This is a genomic window from Halocynthiibacter namhaensis, assembly GCF_000812685.1.
Taxonomy (GTDB): domain Bacteria; phylum Pseudomonadota; class Alphaproteobacteria; order Rhodobacterales; family Rhodobacteraceae; genus Halocynthiibacter; species Halocynthiibacter namhaensis.
The window spans coordinates 1-16,538 of sequence record NZ_JWIF01000032.1 but is presented as its reverse complement, the minus strand read 5'-3'; the positions used below and the strand labels follow the sequence as shown (position 1 = coordinate 16,538).

Here is a 16,538-nt window from a genome sequence, read left to right as displayed (position 1 = left end):
GCCGATGACGCGGCGAGAATACAGGTCAAGGATGACGGCAAGATACAGCCAACCTTCGCTGGTCCAAATGTAGCTGATGTCGCCAGCCCATTTCTGATTGGGGCCAGTCGCTGAGAAATCTTGATCCAACAGATTTGGTGCAATGTTGAACGTGTGGTTGCTGTCCGTTGTCGCCTTGTATTTCTGGGTTCTGATGATCTTGATGCCATTCTCGCCCATCAGACGTCCGACCCTGCGATGGCCCACCGGTAATCCCAATTCTTGCAGTTCCTCGGTTATCAGAGTAGAATGCGACAGGGCGTCCATGATCATGTAAATAACCCTCCAGCGCATCAAAATAGCTGAATGTGCTTTCTGATTTTACGAAGCGTAGTTGCATGAGTTTGCTGGTCGCGTCGTCAATGAAAACCAATAATGTGCAGGCCGGGCCTCGATCTTCGAACCAGCGGTGATCTGAACCGTCAATCTGGATGAGTTCACCGTAACATTCACGTCGCAATCTAGGTTGGTGAAATGTTCGGCGTTGTTTGCGCGACAACCACAATACATCAGCTTGCATCCATTGACGCAAAGTCTCGCGGGAAACCTTAAACCCACGGTGTTCTTCAAGCATCTCAGCCGCCATAGTAGGGCCAAAATCATGGTACTTCTCACGCACCAAATCCATTGCATATATACGTTTGGCATCGTGGATTTTGTTATTGGGCGTTTTGCCTCGGGCTTTGTGACCAAGAGCTGAAGGGCCGTCTTCACGGAACCGGCGCAGCAGCCGGAATATCTGACGTTTGGTCAGCGCCAATAGGTTTGCAGCGCGTTCCGCATTTAACCGTCCATCAACGATTTGAGAGATTATCTCGATACGATTCAGGTCACGTTCACTCATCATTACCCATCCCATAACAGCACTCCTGATTTGTTCGGATTTAGATCAAGAGTGACACTTCTGCTTTGCCAATGGGTGACATTATAGCTTTGCGGCTACAAATCAAACGCGTATAATTTGTGTTATGTAAATTTTATCCGCACTGGTCGAAAATTAGTGCTGATAAATACGAGCAATGAGTTTAGGTTACAGTTCTCCTATCATTCCAAATCTTTCGAGCAAAAAAACGTTTAAAAGTCTAAGCCGCTACTTAACCGTTATCTTGTTTACCAATCGCATTATGGCAGTGCGGAATTACTTTTCCATATCGGCCACACCTACGCTAGACCAATCCGCAGTGTAGAACCGCCAACCAACAATTGACCCCATACCGATAAATATCATGCCCCAGAACAACGCGCCAGTTGAGGCCTCAAAGAGCCCCCAACATATTGCTACGATGACGACTGCATAGCGGCGCCATACCGGAATAAAAAAAGGTATCTCGACATCAAACAGACGACCGCGCGTCACTTAAGCAGCCCCTTCGTATTCGGCGCCTGTTTTTGCGCCTGTGATATAGGCAACGACATCTTGACCGTCGGTATCTTCCTTGCGCAAGTTTGCGACCATACGACCACGGCGAAACACAATGATCCGGTCTACCAAGTCAAACACCTGCCGCATGTTGTGGCTCACAAGGATCAGGCTCTCGCCCTGTTCTTTAAGCGTGCGGATGATGTTCTCGACCTGTGCCGTTTCCTGCACACCCAAGGCGGCTGTTGGCTCGTCCATGATCGTCAGTTTTGATGCAAACGTCGCGGTGCGGGCAATCGCCACACATTGTCGTTGGCCGCCGGACATATTGGCAATCGTGTTCTTGATATTTGGGATTTTGACCCCTGTTTTTACAAGTCCAGCCATCGTATCTTCACGCATTGACTTGTAATCAAGCAGGCGAAATGGACCAAGCCAATTAAGCTTGGTCTTTTCACGGCCCAAGAATAGATTGTCAGGCACGTTCAAATCATCGGCCAAGGCAAGGGTTTGAAACACAGTTTCGATCCCCGCCTCGCGCGCATCCAAAGGGCCCGCAAAATTTACCTCATCGCCATCAAATATAACGGTCCCGCGCGTCCGCTGTTCGACACCGGTGATTTGTCGCACAAAGGTAGATTTACCTGCGCCGTTGTCGCCCATGATGGCGACATGTTCACCCTTTTTCAGGACAAAGTCTGCGTCTTGCAAAGCGTGCACACCACCGTAGTGTTTGGTCAAGCCTTTGGTTTCCAGAATGATATCTGACATTTATAAGCCCCCTCTTACGCGCGCATTGCAGCACGTTTTTGTTGGTATTGATCAAGTGCAACCGCACCGACGATGATACACCCCAGCACCATTTCTTGATAGAATGCACCAAGGCGCAAGAAGGTGAAGCCGGATGTAATCACACCGATAATCAGTGCACCGATCACGGTCCCGATGATGGAACCACGTCCACCAAATAATGACACACCACCAATGACAGCCATGGCGATCGCTTCCAGTTCATAGGATAATCCCATACCTGATTGCGCCGTTAAGTTTTTGGATGTGAGGATAACAGCGGCAAGACCAGCAAGACCGCCTGCAATCATATAGACCAACATCAAATGACGTGGCACGTTGATACCAGACATCCGCGCGGCGGCCTCGTTGGATCCGATTGCGTAGGTGTGTTTGCCGTAGACAGTATAGTTCATAATAAGGTGGAACAGCACCGCGAGAGACAAGAAAATGATCACTGGCATCATGCCCGCACCAATCTTAGCATAGCTTTCGGTTGGGAAGGACACAGGGTTACCCAAAGACCACCACTGAGCGACACCGCGCGCAAACAACATCATGCCCAAAGTCGCGATGAATGGTGGAATACGCGAATACGCCACAAGCAATCCGTTGATACAACCAGCAATCAAGCCGACGCTAATGCCGACGATCACCGGTACAAGAACAGGTAAATCAAGGAAAGCAGGCCCAAAAATCGCCTTTGGGTTAGGGCCACCGTTTACTTCGGCGACCTGTACAAAACTCATCGCGATCATTGCGGTCGCACCAACGACGGATCCAGACGAAAGGTCGATGCCCGCGGTGATAATCACCTGCGTAACGCCAAGTGCGAGAATGCCAATTATGGCGACTTGAATAATGATGATCCGCAGACGCGCCTCGTTAAAGATGCTTTCAAAACGGTCGTTGGTGTCAAACAAAAGGCTTTGCCCCATGAAGATAGCACCAAGAATTTCAAAGATTATGACAATGAGGATGAGTGCGCCAAAGACGTTTAACTCATTCGGCCAATTTCGTTTGGATTTATCGAAGGTAAGGCCACCTGTGCTCTCGCTTTGATCTGACATGTGTCAGCGCTCCTAGATTTTTCATTGATTGTTAGGGTATCAAGGCCACCTATAGGCAGCCCTGACGCGTTAGTTCAATAAAGCTAAGGGCTTACTGGAAATCTGAAAGTGTCTCAGGTGTTACAAGCTTGAACGGGATGAAGACAGCCTTGTCGACTTCTTCGCCATTGATCAGCGCGATTGCTGTGTCGATGGAACCCGCGCCCTGACCTGCAAGGTCTTGGAATACGGTTACGTCCATTTCGCCAGCAGCCATAGCAACCAATGCGTCGGAAGTCGCATCAACACCACCAACAACAACGTCGCCCATGGAAATTCCAGCGGCTTTCATCGCTTGGATCGCGCCAATTGCCATTTCGTCGTTATTGCCGAATACAGCGTCAAATGGTTCCCCAGAAGAGATCCAGTTTGTCATCAAATCAGATGCTTTATCGCGTGACCATTCCGCAGTTTGCTCATCGATGATGGTGATGAAGTTACACATGTCCATACCGATAACATCGTGGAAATCTTTGGTGCGCTGAACAGCCGCTTGGTTGGACAACTGCCCCATCAGAACATATGCCTGAGCACCGCCAGATTTGCCTTCAGCACGCAACTGCTGGCACATTTGGAATGCCGCAAGTGTACCGGATTCAATTTCGTTAGACGCAACGAAAGCCTGGCCTTCTGGCAGCGTGGACATGTTAACTGGCTGACGGTTAACGTAAACCAGTGGAATACCAGCAGCATTTGCTGCGTTTGACATCGCCTCAGTTGCGTTTGTGTCAACTGCGTTCACGATGATTGCATCAACACCAGACGCGATGAAATTGTTGATTTGGTCAAGTTGCTTGGCCACATCATCAGTCGCATCTTCTATCTGAAGGCTTACGCCGTCCAGTGTGTCTTCGTGTGCCGTCATGCCGTTGCGCATAACTGTCAGGCCATTGTCGTCAAAGCGCGCGACTGAAACACCGATTTGCTGCGCCATAACACTGGCAGAACCCATTAGTGTTACGAGGCCAGCGACCATAAGAATCTTGTTCATTTTTCTTCCTCCCAAAAACGTGCCCAGTGCACGACTTCTTTCTTCCCGAGAGCCCACAGAGGACCATCATTTCACCTGAATTTAGTCAAGCCGCGTGCGCCAATATTTCGATTCAATGACGTAAATTGACCCAAAATAGACTGCTTTCGGATCAATACGGCTTGTACGTCGAACAATGACTGCTCCAACTCGTTGCGAAGCTTGACACCAAATGATCGCGCCACCTCGCCTACGTCCTTCATCGTCACCGATGGAATTGTCATATGATTTAGCGCGAAGATTTGCATGTTGCGTTCACACCTTTTTAAACGATTTGTGCAATCAGACTAACGCGGCATATTTTTTTTGCAACCGGTTGCAAGCAAATCAATACAAGTAACTTGATATTTCTAATTTAACAGTTAATATTCAAGATATTAGCCGAGCAAAATTCCACAAAAACCACCTGAATTTGCGACTTTTGATTGTATTTTTTAGATGGCTCGCGTCCTTTACCCCGATCATGAAAGTCATTTTGGCGGCAACGATGGGACAAGGTTCCGTCTTGAGGTGGTGTTTCATGCTTGTAGGTTGGTACAATTAGATCCGCTTTTTGAATAAAATTTGGAACAGGTGTTTTTTCGTTTTTCCACTACGCAAGATCACCAAATCCTGTAATAACTCGCAAGACCGAAGCAAATGGACCCAGCCTTTATGAATGCCACGCTCAAAGATGTCGCGATCCGCGCGGGTGTTTCCCGCTCTGCTGTCTCGAGGACATTTACAGACGGGGCATCTGTATCCGAGAAAATGCGTCGTAAAGTCGAAAAGGCAGCTGACGCACTGGGGTATAGTCCAAACCTATTGGCCCGCAGCCTGACGACACGGCGCACCAAGATGATCGGGTTGATCTCGAATAATTTCCAGAACCCAATTTTCCTGACCGTTTTCGACCAGTTTACGCGCGCATTACAAGAACGTGGATTGCGCCCAATGTTGGTCAATTTATCGAATGAAATCGATCCGCAGAATTCGCTAAGAATGATGCGCGAGTATTCGGTTGATGGTGTGATCGTCGCATCGTCAACACTTCCCCCCGGTTTTTCCAAGGCGTTTCGTGATCAAGGCATGCCCGTTGTACACACCTTTGGGCGCAATTCATCTGCACCCTCTGTCCATGTCGTAGGTATCGACAACGTCGAATGTGGCCGCATGGCCGCACGAACATTACTTGCGCGCGGGCTGACACATGTCGGTTTTATGGGCGGGCCAGAGGCAGCCACTTCTACCCAAGATCGCCAGGCGGGCTTCGCTCAGGAACTGCATAAATATCCAAACGTGGCATATGATTTCTCGTATGCTGACGCCTATTCATTCGATGCTGGTCGGCGCGAAATGATGCGATTGTCCCAAAATAACCCTGCTCAGGCCTATTTCTGTGGCGATGATGTTCTTTCAATCGGAGCACTGTCCGCGCTACGTGATTGCAACTTTTCTGTGCCTAATGATGTGGGTATCATTGGGTTAAACGACATGGAGATGGCAGGTTGGGAAAACATTAATTTAACCACGATTCACCAACCGATCAAACAGATCATCAATTCATCCGTTGAACTGATTATTGCCATGCTCGAAGAACCAGATATTTCTCCTGAAGTGCAGATCTTTCCATGTGGTATTGTGGAACGCGGAACATTGCCGCCATTGTTCGAGGGCCATAAAAACAACACTGAATAGGTCCTAGCGATCATCTGGCTATCGCAGACAGCGAAAAACTGCCGTCTGCGATATCTTCGGTTAATCTATGGCTAAGACACAGGCTTAAGTTCGGAACATTGGTGGCCGTGCATCAACCCAAGCACCGTCTTTTTTGGCGGACTCTACAGCTTGGTGAACAGCTGCCATTGATCTCAAACCATCTTCGGCTGTGGGCAATCCATCGCGAGTTTCACCACGAATTGTGGCTGCCAAATCAACATAGATGTTTGCAACCGCCAGCGGGAACCCTTCCGGATGCGCAATCGCGACTCGGCTTAAGCGGCCCGCTTCATCAGACAATGAACTGTCGCCTTTTTCCATGATCTGTGTCCGGCCACCAACTGGGGTGTAATACACCTGGTTCGGTTGTTCAGATGTCCAACGCATGCCACCGGTTTCGCCAAACACCTGGATGTCAAAACCGTGCTGACGACCAATCGCCACAGAAGACGTCCAAAGCCGCCCAACAGTCCCATTTTCCATACGGAAATTAACCATTGCGTCGTCTTCCAACTCGCGGCTTTGGATCGTGCTGGCAAAATCTGCGGACAAACGACACACCTGATCATCAGTGATAAAACTTGCCATGTGCAGCGCGTGAATACCACAATCCGCGAACTGTCCGGACACACCCGCCATTGCCGGATCATACCGCCAGCGCACACGTGGATTATCAGCATCGGCTGCGTCGCCATGGTGGCCGTGACTAAAGTTAGTCACGATCAGGCGCAGTTTTCCCACCTGACCAGACCGCACCATATGGCGCATTTCGCGCACCATCGGATAGGCCGAATAGCAGTAATTCACGGCGCAGGTTTTGCCTGATTTCGCAGCAATCTTAACGATTTCCTCGCCTTCTTCGACGGTCATCGTCATCGGCTTTTCACACAAAACATTGAAGCCCGCCTCAAGAAAGGACTTCGTAATTTCAAAGTGTTGGAAATTTGGCGTAGCCACCGTGACAAGATCAACGCGATCTTCACGCGCCGCCTCACTAGTCAACATTTCACGCCAATCACCGTAAGCACGGTCAGGAGAAACACCCAAAGATTGCGCATAAGCGCGACCTTTTTCGGGCTCATGATCAAGCGCCCCGGCGGCCAATGTAAAGTTACCGTCAGCTTGTGCACCCAAACGGTGTGCTGGTCCGATTTGGCTGCCTTCACCGCCGCCAATCATGCCCCAATTAAGTTTCTTCATGTGTCGTACTTTCTATCAAAATCCGATGGATTGCAGGTATTCGCGGTTTGCTTGCGCATCTTCAAGTGGCGTGCCGGGCATGGATGGATCGCAGTCTTGTTCGACCGTGCACCAGCCTTTGAAGCCATGATCAACAAGCAGTTTACGAACGGCAGGAAAATCCACATCCCCCATACCAAGGTTACAGAAAATACCCTGGCCGCATGCTTTGTAAAAATCAGTTCTGTTTTCTACAACATCGGCTTTGACCTTGGGATCAATATCCTTGAAATGCATGTAACTGATCCGGTCCATGTGCCGTTTCATAAACGCAATTGGATCAAAACCTGCATAGGAATGATGGCCCGTGTCGAAGCAAATTTTCAGAATGCTTTCGTTAACTTCATCAAGCAGACGTTCCAGTTCTGGTTCAAAATCCATGAAGCCCGCCGCATGGGCATGGATGCCCACGGTCAACCCGTAATCTTCAGCGCCCATTTTGGCGATTGTCGCGATGCGGTCGCGAAAGGCGGCCCATTCGGTAGCATCCATCTGCACAGCTTCTGTCGCGCGACCCGCCGTTGGTGCGCGGCGTGGACTGATGCTGTCGATCAAGACAAGATGTTCGGCATTATGCGCAACGAGAGCCTCACATGTGCGGCGCGACGCATCAAGGACTTCATCCCATTTCGCCGCGTCATGAAACGGACGAAAAACAACGCCACCAATGATTTCGAGATCATTTTTAACAAGTTCATTACGCAGAATTTCAGGTTCTTCTGGCATGTAACCAATCGGGCCCAATTCAATACCCTTATAACCCGCACCTGCGCATTGTTGCAGCACAGATTTCCAATCAGGGTAACTTGGATCAGAAGCAAACTCGATGCCCCAAGAACAGGGCGCATTGCCAATACGAATAGCCATAGTATCGTTCCTTTAGATGTCTTGCACATTGACCCACGACTTGGCATCTGATGATGCCAATGCCGCAGCCACAATTTGATTCACCGCCATCCCGTCGCGAAATGTCGGCCATTTATTTTGCCCAGAAGCGATGGCTTCTAGGAAATCTTTTGCCTCGATAATGATCTGATCCTGATAACCAGTTCCATGCCCAGGTCCCTGACAAAACGGCAAATAGTCGGGGTGTGCTGGGCCAGTCAAAATCTTGGTAAATCCACGCTGCGCCTCTGGCATATCCATGCGGTAAAGCCAGATCGCGTTCTGGTCCTCCTGATCAAATTTGATCGCGCCTTTGGTGCCTGTGATTTCATAGGCATAACCCATTTTTCGACCCGTAGCGATTCGGCTGAAATACATAGATCCCATGGCTCCGCCGTTGAAACGGCACATCATTTGCGCATGATCATCATTGGTAACCGTGCCGCCGGGTCGCCTAGTGTGTACGGTTTCGACCTCAGCGATAATGCTATCGATTGGACCAACCAAAGCAAGGGCTGCATTCAGCATATGTGGGGCAAGATCGCCCATCGTGCCGTTCGCAACACCGTTCGTGCGCCATGTCGCGGGCTCAACCGGATCAGCAAGGAAATCTTCCGTATGTTCACCGCGAAACCACGTGATGTCACCGACCACACCATCTTCAATAAGTTGTCGTGCATATTGACTGGCGGGAGTCCGGATGTAGTTAAACGCAACCATATTTATCGACTTTGCAGCCTCAGCTGCGTCGACCATTACACGGCTGTCTTCCAACGAAGCACCCATAGGTTTTTCACATAAAACTGGCTTGCCCAATTTGAACGCTGCGACCGCAATTTCACGGTGCGTGGCCTGTGGGGACGCGATGATAATCGCCTCAACCTTGGGGTCATTCACAAGAATTCGCCAGTCGGTTGTTGCCCGTTCAAAACCGTAAGCGCTCCGGTATTTCTCAGCCGAGGCATCTGACTTCGCGCAAACCATTTCGAGTCGTGGACGCAGTTCGGTTTCAAAAACAGCGCCAACAGCGGACATAGCAACCGCATGGGCCTTACCCATATAGCCTCCGCCGACGATCCCGATCCCTAATTGTGCCATTGTGCCTCCTATTTTCATAATACGGTTTGCAACCGGTTGCAAAATTAGTATCGTATGAACAGAACGACCGTCAATGACAGATACGCATGGATCCTAGAATGAATACCATCACACTTACCACCGCACAGGCCATCGTCCGTTATTTGGCCGCACAATATACGATCGTGAACGGCACAGAGGTCCGTCTATTTGGCGGCGGCTATGGCATCTTTGGTCATGGTAACGTCACCTGTCTTGGCGAAGCCTTGCACGGCAACCGCGCGAATTTGCCACTGTACCGAGGGCAGAATGAACAAGGTATGGGCTTCGCTGCGGCGGCCTACGCCAAATATCACATGCGTCGTCGCATGATGTTTTGCACGGCCTCTGCAGGGCCTGGCACCGCGAACCTTTTGACCAGCGCCGCATTGGCCCATGCCAACCGTTTGCCGATGTTGCTGCTATGTGGCGATACATTCCTGACCCGCCTGCCCGACCCAGTTTTGCAGCAGCTCGAACACTTTGGTAATCCAACGCTTGGCGTGAATGACGCTTTCAAAGCCGTGTCGCGTTTTTGGGATCGCATCACACATCCTGCCCAGATACTTCAATCCTTGCCTGCCGCCATTGCGACGATGATTGATCCCGCTGACTGTGGTCCAGCGTTTCTTGGCCTCCCGCAAGATGTGCAAGGTTGGACCTATGATTACCCAATCAGTTTCTTTGATCAACGCGTTCATCGCATTCGCAGCCAAGCCCCTGATGTGACTGAGATTTCTGATGCGATTGCCCTTCTCAAGTCCGCCAAACGCCCGATGATTATCGCAGGCGGCGGTGTTCAATATGCTGATGCCGTTGCAGAGCTGACGTCATTTGCGGAAGCCACCGGCATTCCCGTGGTCGAGACGATTGCTGGCCGCGCCAACCTGTTGGACACCCATCCCCTGAACATTGGACCGCTTGGGGTAACGGGTTCAGATAGTGCAAATACAATTGCAAAACAGGCCGATGTCATTCTCGCTGTTGGCACCCGCCTACAGGATTTCACGACCGGATCCTGGACTGCATTTAGTCATGACGCAAAAATCATCGGTATGAATGTTGGGCGCCATGATGCTGCCAAACATATGTCGCTGACCGTCGTGGGGGACGCAAAATTATCGCTACCCGCACTGGGGACTGACTACAAATCCCCCACAGATTGGACAACCCGCGCGCAGGCTGAACGTGCCAAATGGTCCGCCTATGTCGCTGAAAATGTGAAGCCGGGGAACCGCCCAAATTCTTATGCGCAAGCAATTGGCATCGTGAACGCGCTTTGTGATCCCCGTGACCGAGTTGTCGCCGCCGCAGGTGGTTTACCTGCTGAGATCACCGCCAATTGGCGCACGCTCGACATCGGTACAGTCGACGTGGAATTCGGGTTCTCCTGTATGGGGTATGAGATCGCTGGCGGCTGGGGCGCACGTATTGCGCAGGCCGAATCTGAACCAGGCAGCGACACCATCGTGTTCACAGGGGACGGGTCTTATATGCTAATGAATTCAGATGTTTACTCATCCGTGTTGACTGGTAAAAAAATGATTATCTGCGTCCTAGATAACGGTGGTTTTGCTGTCATCAACAAGCTGCAAAACAATACTGGCAATGAAAGCTTTAACAATCTGATCGCGGACACGCCCACGGCGGTAAACCAAGTGAAGGTCGATTTTGAAGCCCATGCAAAGTCGATGGGTGCCAACGCAGAAACTGTGTCAAACCCTGCCGAGATGGCCGAGGCATTCAAACGTGCCAAGGCCGCCGAAACCACATCGGTCATCGTCATGAACGTCGACCCTTATGAGGGCTGGACCACTGAGGGTCACACATGGTGGGAAGTCGGCACACCGCATATCTCAGACCACGCGAAGGTCCGTGACGCACATAAAGATTGGGAATCTACACGCCCTCAACAACGAAAGGGTGTTTAACCGATGGACGTCATCAAAGGCATCACTGGCAATAATTTTATCGTCGTTGGGCGTGTGGGCATGGATCTATTTCCCGCCCCAGGCGAGGCAACAGAACACGCAGACAACTTCACAGCCGACATGGGTGGATCATCCGCAAACATTGCGGCGGGTATCGTGAAACTGGGCGGCAAGGCTGCTTTGCTAACCCGGGTTTCTGACGATTCTGTAGGTCGGTTCTGTATGAACAAACTGAATCACTACGGTATCGACACAACATATGTGACGCCTGTTGGTGGCGAGGCCCGAAATTCCCTGGCCCTTTATGAAAGTCGCGTTGTGGGGCACCAATCGGTCATCTACCGCAATGGTGCGGCCGATTTTGAAATGACCATCGCTGATGTAGAGGCCGTTGATTTCTCCAAGTTCAGCGCCTTGGTCACAGCCGGCACAGTCTTCGCCGCAGAACCATCACGCAGCGCCGCATTCCATGCTTTTGAATTGGCCCGCGCAGCAGGTTTACCGATCATATTTGATGTCGATTATCGCCCCTATTCATGGCCAAGCGCGGCAGTCGCTGCTGATGTTTTATCACACGCAGGTGCATTATCCGATGTGATCATTGGCAATGATGACGAATTTGGCTTTATGGCCGGGTCCAAGGATGCCGGCCTGCAAAAAGCCCGCGATCTTGCGCGCACCACCGCCGAGATTGTTGTTTATAAAATGGGCGAACATGGTGCCGTGACATTTGCTTACGGCGCAGAGACGCGAACCGGGATTTATCCTGTGACGGCGTTAAAACCCACAGGTGCGGGCGACAGTTTCATGGCGGGCCTGCTGTCCTCTATCGCGGCAGGGCAAGATCTAAAATCGGCCGTTATGCGCGGATCTGCCTGTGCGGCCATCGTGGTCGCCAAACCCGGATGCGCCCCCGCGATGCCCATTACATCTGAACTTGATACTTTTTTGGCCAACCACACTGGCCCCACGACAGTCTGAAAGGACGCCCCATGCATATCGCCCCTCATGACAATCGCAACATCCCTATCGTGGACGCAAATGACGCGTCAGTGCCGCTGAATTACCTCAACATCGTAAAACTGCAAAAAGGCCAGGCCTTCACATATCAGGTGCCCGGTTATGAAACCTGCGTCACGCCCGCCACCGGAACAGTAGACGTCGAGATTGAAGGCGTTGAATATATGGCTATTGGCAATCGCGGCACGGATGTTTGGGATGGCGAACCCGAAGGCGTCTATGTTCCCGTAGGCGCAAAGGTTACAATCGTCTGCACATCAGATGCGACTGAAACATTCATCGCAGGTGCGCGTTACGACAAAGTGCTTGATCCCTTTGACGTGCGTGTCGCCGAAATTGACACAGTGCAATACGGGTCCGATGACACGAAAACCCATCGCAAAATTAAGCATATTCTTGGAACCAAATACCACGGTAAGGTTGGTCGTTTATTGGTGTCTGAATTGTTCACCGTCGGTCAAGGTGGCTGGTCTGGCTTCCCGGCCCACAAGCATGACACCGACCGTAAAGACGCGGATGGCAACATCATTGAGACGCGCCACGATGAGACCTATAATTTCCGCTTCCGCCCCAATTTTGGCTCTGGCGTGCAGATCGTCCAACACGAGGAAGGTAAGCCCGGCGAGGCCCACCAACTGATGGATGGGTCCACAATTACCCTCCCAAGCGGTTACCATCCTTGCGCCGTGATGCCTGGCTATGAGATGTATTATTTCACCATTCTTGGTGGGTTGTCACAGCGCAGCCTCGTGCAATTCTTCCAGCCAACCCATGCGGCGCAAATTGAAACTATTCCCGGCATCAAAGACATGATCGCCAAATTCAAATAGCCGTCTCACCCTGTTGAAAACACACTTGCCAAAGCCCGCCTACACATCAGAAAGTCATACAAAATATGTCACTTGTTACACTTGCAGACGTCCTGCAACCTGCGCTTAAAAATGGATGCGCTGTAGGCGGGCTGGTCACCCTTGGCTGGGAAGATATGCGCGCCTACGTCACTGCCGCAGAAACCTTGGAATGCCCTGTCATCTTGCAAGCAGGGCCTGGTTGCCGCGAACACACCCCCCTACCTGTGTTGGGTAAAATGTTCCGCCACCTGGCCGAAGGGTCATCCGTGCCTGTCGTTGCCCACCTAGACCACGGGTATACATTTGAAGAATGCCAAATCGCGCTTGATGCAGGCTTTACCTCACTTATGTACGACGGGTCACGCAAACCGCTGGCACAAAACATCGACGAGACCGCACGCGTGGCTGAATTGGCCCATAGTGCTGGTATTTCATGCGAAGGCGAGATTGGATTTGTCGGATATGCGGACGGCGAAAATTCTGCGGGTACAGATCCTGCAGAGGCCGCTATCTTTGCCCGCGACAGCGGTGTCGACGCCATGGCGATTTCTGTCGGCAACGTGCATTTGCAACAACATAAGCAAGGGGGGCTTGATATGGATCGCATCCGCGCGATTGAAGCTGTGACGCAGGTGCCTTTGGTCATTCACGGCGGCTCTGGCGTGCCTGTAGATCAGCGGCGTGAACTGGCGCTTAATTCCAAGGTTTGCAAATTCAATATCGGGACCGAATTGCGAATGGCGTTTGGCGCTGCGATGCGGGATGCCGTCAACAGTGACCTAAGTCGATTTGATCGTAATACGATCCTCAAAGAAACACATGATCCCGTTGTTGCTGCAGCCATATATGTGCTGCAAGCCTTCACCGGCACGAAAGGATAACCCTATGCTGAATATTGCAATCCTTGGCTGTGGCCGGATCGGTCAAGTCCATGCCCGCACGATCAAAACAATGTCCACGGCCCGTGTCATTGCTGTCGCCGATGCGTTTCATGACCCAGCAAAAGCTCTCGCGGATGATTTGGGTGCAGATGTCTGTACTATCGACGCGATCATGGCACGCGATGACGTCGATGCAGTTATCATCGGGACCCCGACAACAACCCATTACGATCTGATCCATGCTGCAGCTAAGGCTGGAAAAGCGATCTTTTGTGAAAAACCTGTCGATATGTCCGCTGACCGTATCCGCGATTGTCTAAGCATCGTGGCACAACACAACGTCCCATTTCTTACGGCATTCAACCGCCGTTTTGACCCCAGTTTTGCAAATGTACAGGCCCGTATCGCAAATGGTGAAATCGGTAATGTTGAACTTGTGACGATCATGTCCCGCGATCCATTACCACCCCCTGTCAGCTACATTGCGACATCTGGCGGGCTGTTCCGTGACATGATGATCCATGATTTGGACATGGCACGTTTCTTGTTGGGTGAAGAACCTGTATCGGTCATGGCGATGGGCGCGGCCCTTGTGGACCCAGCTATCGGCGACGCTGGTGACGTGGATACCGCAGGCGTCATGTTACGCACCGCATCAGGCAAGATTTGCCAGATCAGCAATTCACGCCGCTCATCCTATGGCTATGATCAACGAATTGAAGTGCATGGATCTCTTGGAATGCTACGTGCAGAAAACCATCTGGAAAATAGTGTGGAAATCGCAACCGAGGCCGGATATCGACGCGCGCCTGCACAACATTTTTTCCTTGAACGTTATGCGGCGGCATATCGCGCCGAGATGGTGCATTTTGTGGATGCAGTCGCCAACGGCACAAGTTTGTCGCCATCTGGTGATGATGGTCTCCGAGCGCAAATGCTAGCCGACGCGGCAACTCTAAGCTGGGAAAAAAGTGTGCCAATCACTATATGATCAGTTTGACGGGCATTGGGGGCGGCGTTGTTGCATGGTTCACTTACATCTTGGAAGCGCCCTACCCGGGACGGATTTCAGGCGGCACGCTCGAAATAGGCCCAACTGGCCCGAACGTGCATATTTGGGCGTTATGAAGAACGAAGCCTGAACGCATCGTTTTAATGTGTAACTTAGGGTACATGGGGCGTTAGAAGTGTCACATTAAGAGAAATTGAACCCAATTGTGACGGAGTAATCTGTAACACGTCGCTGTCTCTTGTGGGTCTACCTATTTGTGACTTTCCCCTAGACCGGACCTTCGCGCAAGATGCAGCGAAAGCCCGCAATGTTTAAGTTTTGTGGCTGCTGTTAGCGTGAGCTGCAGCGGCGATAAATCTGACAAGGAGGAAAGCGCGTGCTGTTTTGGTGCTATGGGGATTGTGGTTTACTGCTGTGTTGTTCGATGCATTGAGCACCGGTTTTGATGGCCTTGATAAGCATGCGGCAATTGGTTTTCACAGTCTGAACTTGCCATCTAGGCCTTCGTGTTGCCGTCATTTTGCTGCTTTGGGTCAGTGAGGCCCTTGGATGCTGGATCTGTCCCAACGTAGATAGATTGCGCGATTGCGCCGGCGGCACAATCAGCGCCTTGGAGTTCTGCCGCTGCACAACCAGTTAAGCCATGTAGGATAGCATGTCATCGCCTCTGAGGCGGTCACCGATCAAGGCCACTTCTCCGAGACCGATTGGTTCTTTGAACCCGACAGCTTCCGCCCTCTAGCTCGGTCTGAGCGTGGAAGCTTGATGTTCGTCATCAACGACCACCTCGGCACGCCAAAGGAAATGGTCAACGCAGCCGGCCGCATGATGTGGGCCGCCGATCATGATACTTGGGGATCGGTGCGCCAATGTCGAACATGGCGCGACCCAGAGGCCGCAATGGAAACCGGCTTCGTCGAGACCTCCAAAGGCGACATCGGAGTATCCTACGGAAACGCCGCCCTCGCCCGCAAAACAGAACCCGATCTATACCTCTGCCCTATCCGTTTCCAGGGACAATGGGAAGACAAAGAAACAGGACTATATTATAATCGGTTTGGTCTTGTCCCGCTTACGTTCCGGTCTCTGAACTCATTTATGCGGCCTTTCGCTCAAAAGCCAAGGGACTTTTCCCGCCAAGCGATGAGTGGCGACGGCGCGGGTTATAGAACCCGTTGATATACTGGAAGATCGCGCCTTCAGCCTGACGGCGTGTGTCCCAACGGTTGCGCCAAATCAGCTCAGCCTTAATGGATTTGAAGAACGTCTCGACCATAGAATTATCATAACAATTTCCCTTGCCGCTCATCGAGACCTTGAAACCGTGCTTGGACAAGCGCTTCTGATACTCATTTGAGCAATATTGTGAACCACGATCCGTATGGTGAATGCAATCCTCCGGTGGTTGGCGCAAAGCAACGGCCATATCTAACGCCCGGATTGCCAGATCCTTCTTCATGCGGTTACTGATAGCCCAGCCGATGACGCGGCGAGAATACAGGTCAAGGATGACGGCAAGATACAGCCAACCTTCGCTGGTCCAAATGTAGCTGATGTCGCCAGCCCATTTCTGATTGG

General features: G+C 51.3%; 14 protein-coding genes and 2 pseudogenes. 7 read left to right on the top strand and 9 right to left on the bottom strand.

Features of this window, described 5'->3' with window-relative positions; translation table 11 throughout:
* From RJ38_RS18450 to RJ38_RS05720, 5 genes and pseudogenes are all read right to left on the bottom strand, one after another.
* Window positions 1–279, bottom strand: a pseudogene (locus RJ38_RS18450) (DDE-type integrase/transposase/recombinase); the annotation flags it as partial.
* Window positions 212–898: pseudogene (locus RJ38_RS05740) on the bottom strand (ISNCY family transposase); the annotation flags it as partial. The pseudogenes RJ38_RS05740 and RJ38_RS18450, both read right to left, overlap by 68 nt.
* 498 nt (window positions 899–1,396) lie before the next feature.
* Window positions 1,397–2,170: an ATP-binding cassette domain-containing protein gene (locus RJ38_RS05730; protein ID WP_039017942.1), complete on the bottom strand. Its 774-nt coding sequence runs from the start codon at window positions 2,168–2,170 to the stop codon at window positions 1,397–1,399.
* A 14-nt stretch (window positions 2,171–2,184) separates the two neighbouring features.
* Entirely contained in the window at window positions 2,185–3,258 is a 1,074-nt protein-coding gene (locus tag RJ38_RS05725; protein WP_039017941.1) for an ABC transporter permease, read from the bottom strand.
* A 91-nt stretch (window positions 3,259–3,349) separates the two neighbouring features.
* Window positions 3,350–4,288: a sugar ABC transporter substrate-binding protein gene (locus RJ38_RS05720; protein WP_039017940.1), complete on the bottom strand. Its 939-nt coding sequence runs from the start codon at window positions 4,286–4,288 to the stop codon at window positions 3,350–3,352.
* 693 nt (window positions 4,289–4,981) lie between these two features.
* Here RJ38_RS05720 and RJ38_RS05710 point away from each other — a divergent pair.
* On the top strand, window positions 4,982–6,004 hold the full coding sequence (locus RJ38_RS05710) for a LacI family DNA-binding transcriptional regulator (protein ID WP_039017943.1): 1,023 nt from the start codon (window positions 4,982–4,984) through the stop codon (window positions 6,002–6,004).
* Window positions 6,005–6,088: 84 nt separating this feature from the next.
* On the opposite strand, the gene RJ38_RS05705 is transcribed toward RJ38_RS05710, so the two are convergent.
* The 3 genes from RJ38_RS05705 to RJ38_RS05695 are packed head-to-tail and all read right to left on the bottom strand — an operon-like array spanning window position 6,089 to window position 9,247.
* Complete coding sequence (locus tag RJ38_RS05705; RefSeq protein ID WP_039017938.1) at window positions 6,089–7,225, bottom strand: Gfo/Idh/MocA family protein; 1,137 nt, start codon at window positions 7,223–7,225, stop codon at window positions 6,089–6,091.
* A gap of 15 nt (window positions 7,226–7,240) precedes the next feature.
* Window positions 7,241–8,131, bottom strand: a complete 891-nt coding sequence (locus RJ38_RS05700) for a sugar phosphate isomerase/epimerase family protein (protein WP_039017937.1) — start codon at window positions 8,129–8,131, stop codon at window positions 7,241–7,243.
* A 12-nt stretch (window positions 8,132–8,143) separates the two neighbouring features.
* Window positions 8,144–9,247, bottom strand: a complete 1,104-nt coding sequence (locus RJ38_RS05695) for a Gfo/Idh/MocA family protein (RefSeq protein WP_039017936.1) — start codon at window positions 9,245–9,247, stop codon at window positions 8,144–8,146.
* Window positions 9,248–9,345: 98 nt separating this feature from the next.
* Between RJ38_RS05695 and iolD the strand changes: the two genes are divergently transcribed.
* From iolD to RJ38_RS19490, 6 genes are all read left to right on the top strand, one after another.
* Entirely contained in the window at window positions 9,346–11,196 is a 1,851-nt protein-coding gene (gene iolD / locus RJ38_RS05690) for a 3D-(3,5/4)-trihydroxycyclohexane-1,2-dione acylhydrolase (decyclizing) (protein ID WP_202903869.1), read from the top strand.
* 3 nt (window positions 11,197–11,199) lie between these two features.
* Entirely contained in the window at window positions 11,200–12,177 is a 978-nt protein-coding gene (gene iolC / locus RJ38_RS05685) for a 5-dehydro-2-deoxygluconokinase (protein ID WP_039017934.1), read from the top strand.
* 11 nt (window positions 12,178–12,188) lie between these two features.
* The gene (locus tag RJ38_RS05680) at window positions 12,189–13,046 is read left to right on the top strand and encodes a 5-deoxy-glucuronate isomerase (RefSeq protein WP_039017933.1); all 858 of its coding nucleotides are present in this window, start codon (window positions 12,189–12,191) and stop codon (window positions 13,044–13,046) included.
* Window positions 13,047–13,111: 65 nt separating this feature from the next.
* Entirely contained in the window at window positions 13,112–13,948 is an 837-nt protein-coding gene (locus RJ38_RS05675; protein ID WP_039017932.1) for a class II fructose-bisphosphate aldolase, read from the top strand.
* A 4-nt stretch (window positions 13,949–13,952) separates the two neighbouring features.
* Window positions 13,953–14,939 (top strand): inositol 2-dehydrogenase, encoded by a 987-nt coding sequence (gene iolG / locus RJ38_RS05670; RefSeq protein ID WP_039017931.1) that lies wholly within the window; start codon window positions 13,953–13,955, stop codon window positions 14,937–14,939.
* A 786-nt stretch (window positions 14,940–15,725) separates the two neighbouring features.
* A complete protein-coding gene (locus tag RJ38_RS19490; RefSeq protein WP_082005649.1) occupies window positions 15,726–16,139 on the top strand; it encodes an RHS domain-containing protein in 414 nt (137 codons plus the stop codon).
* Here RJ38_RS19490 and RJ38_RS05665 read toward each other — a convergent pair.
* Window positions 16,057–16,538: IS3 family transposase (locus RJ38_RS05665; RefSeq protein ID WP_039017066.1), on the bottom strand; the 482-nt coding region annotated here is incomplete at its 5' end. The two genes, RJ38_RS19490 and RJ38_RS05665, sit on opposite strands and share 83 nt — an antisense overlap.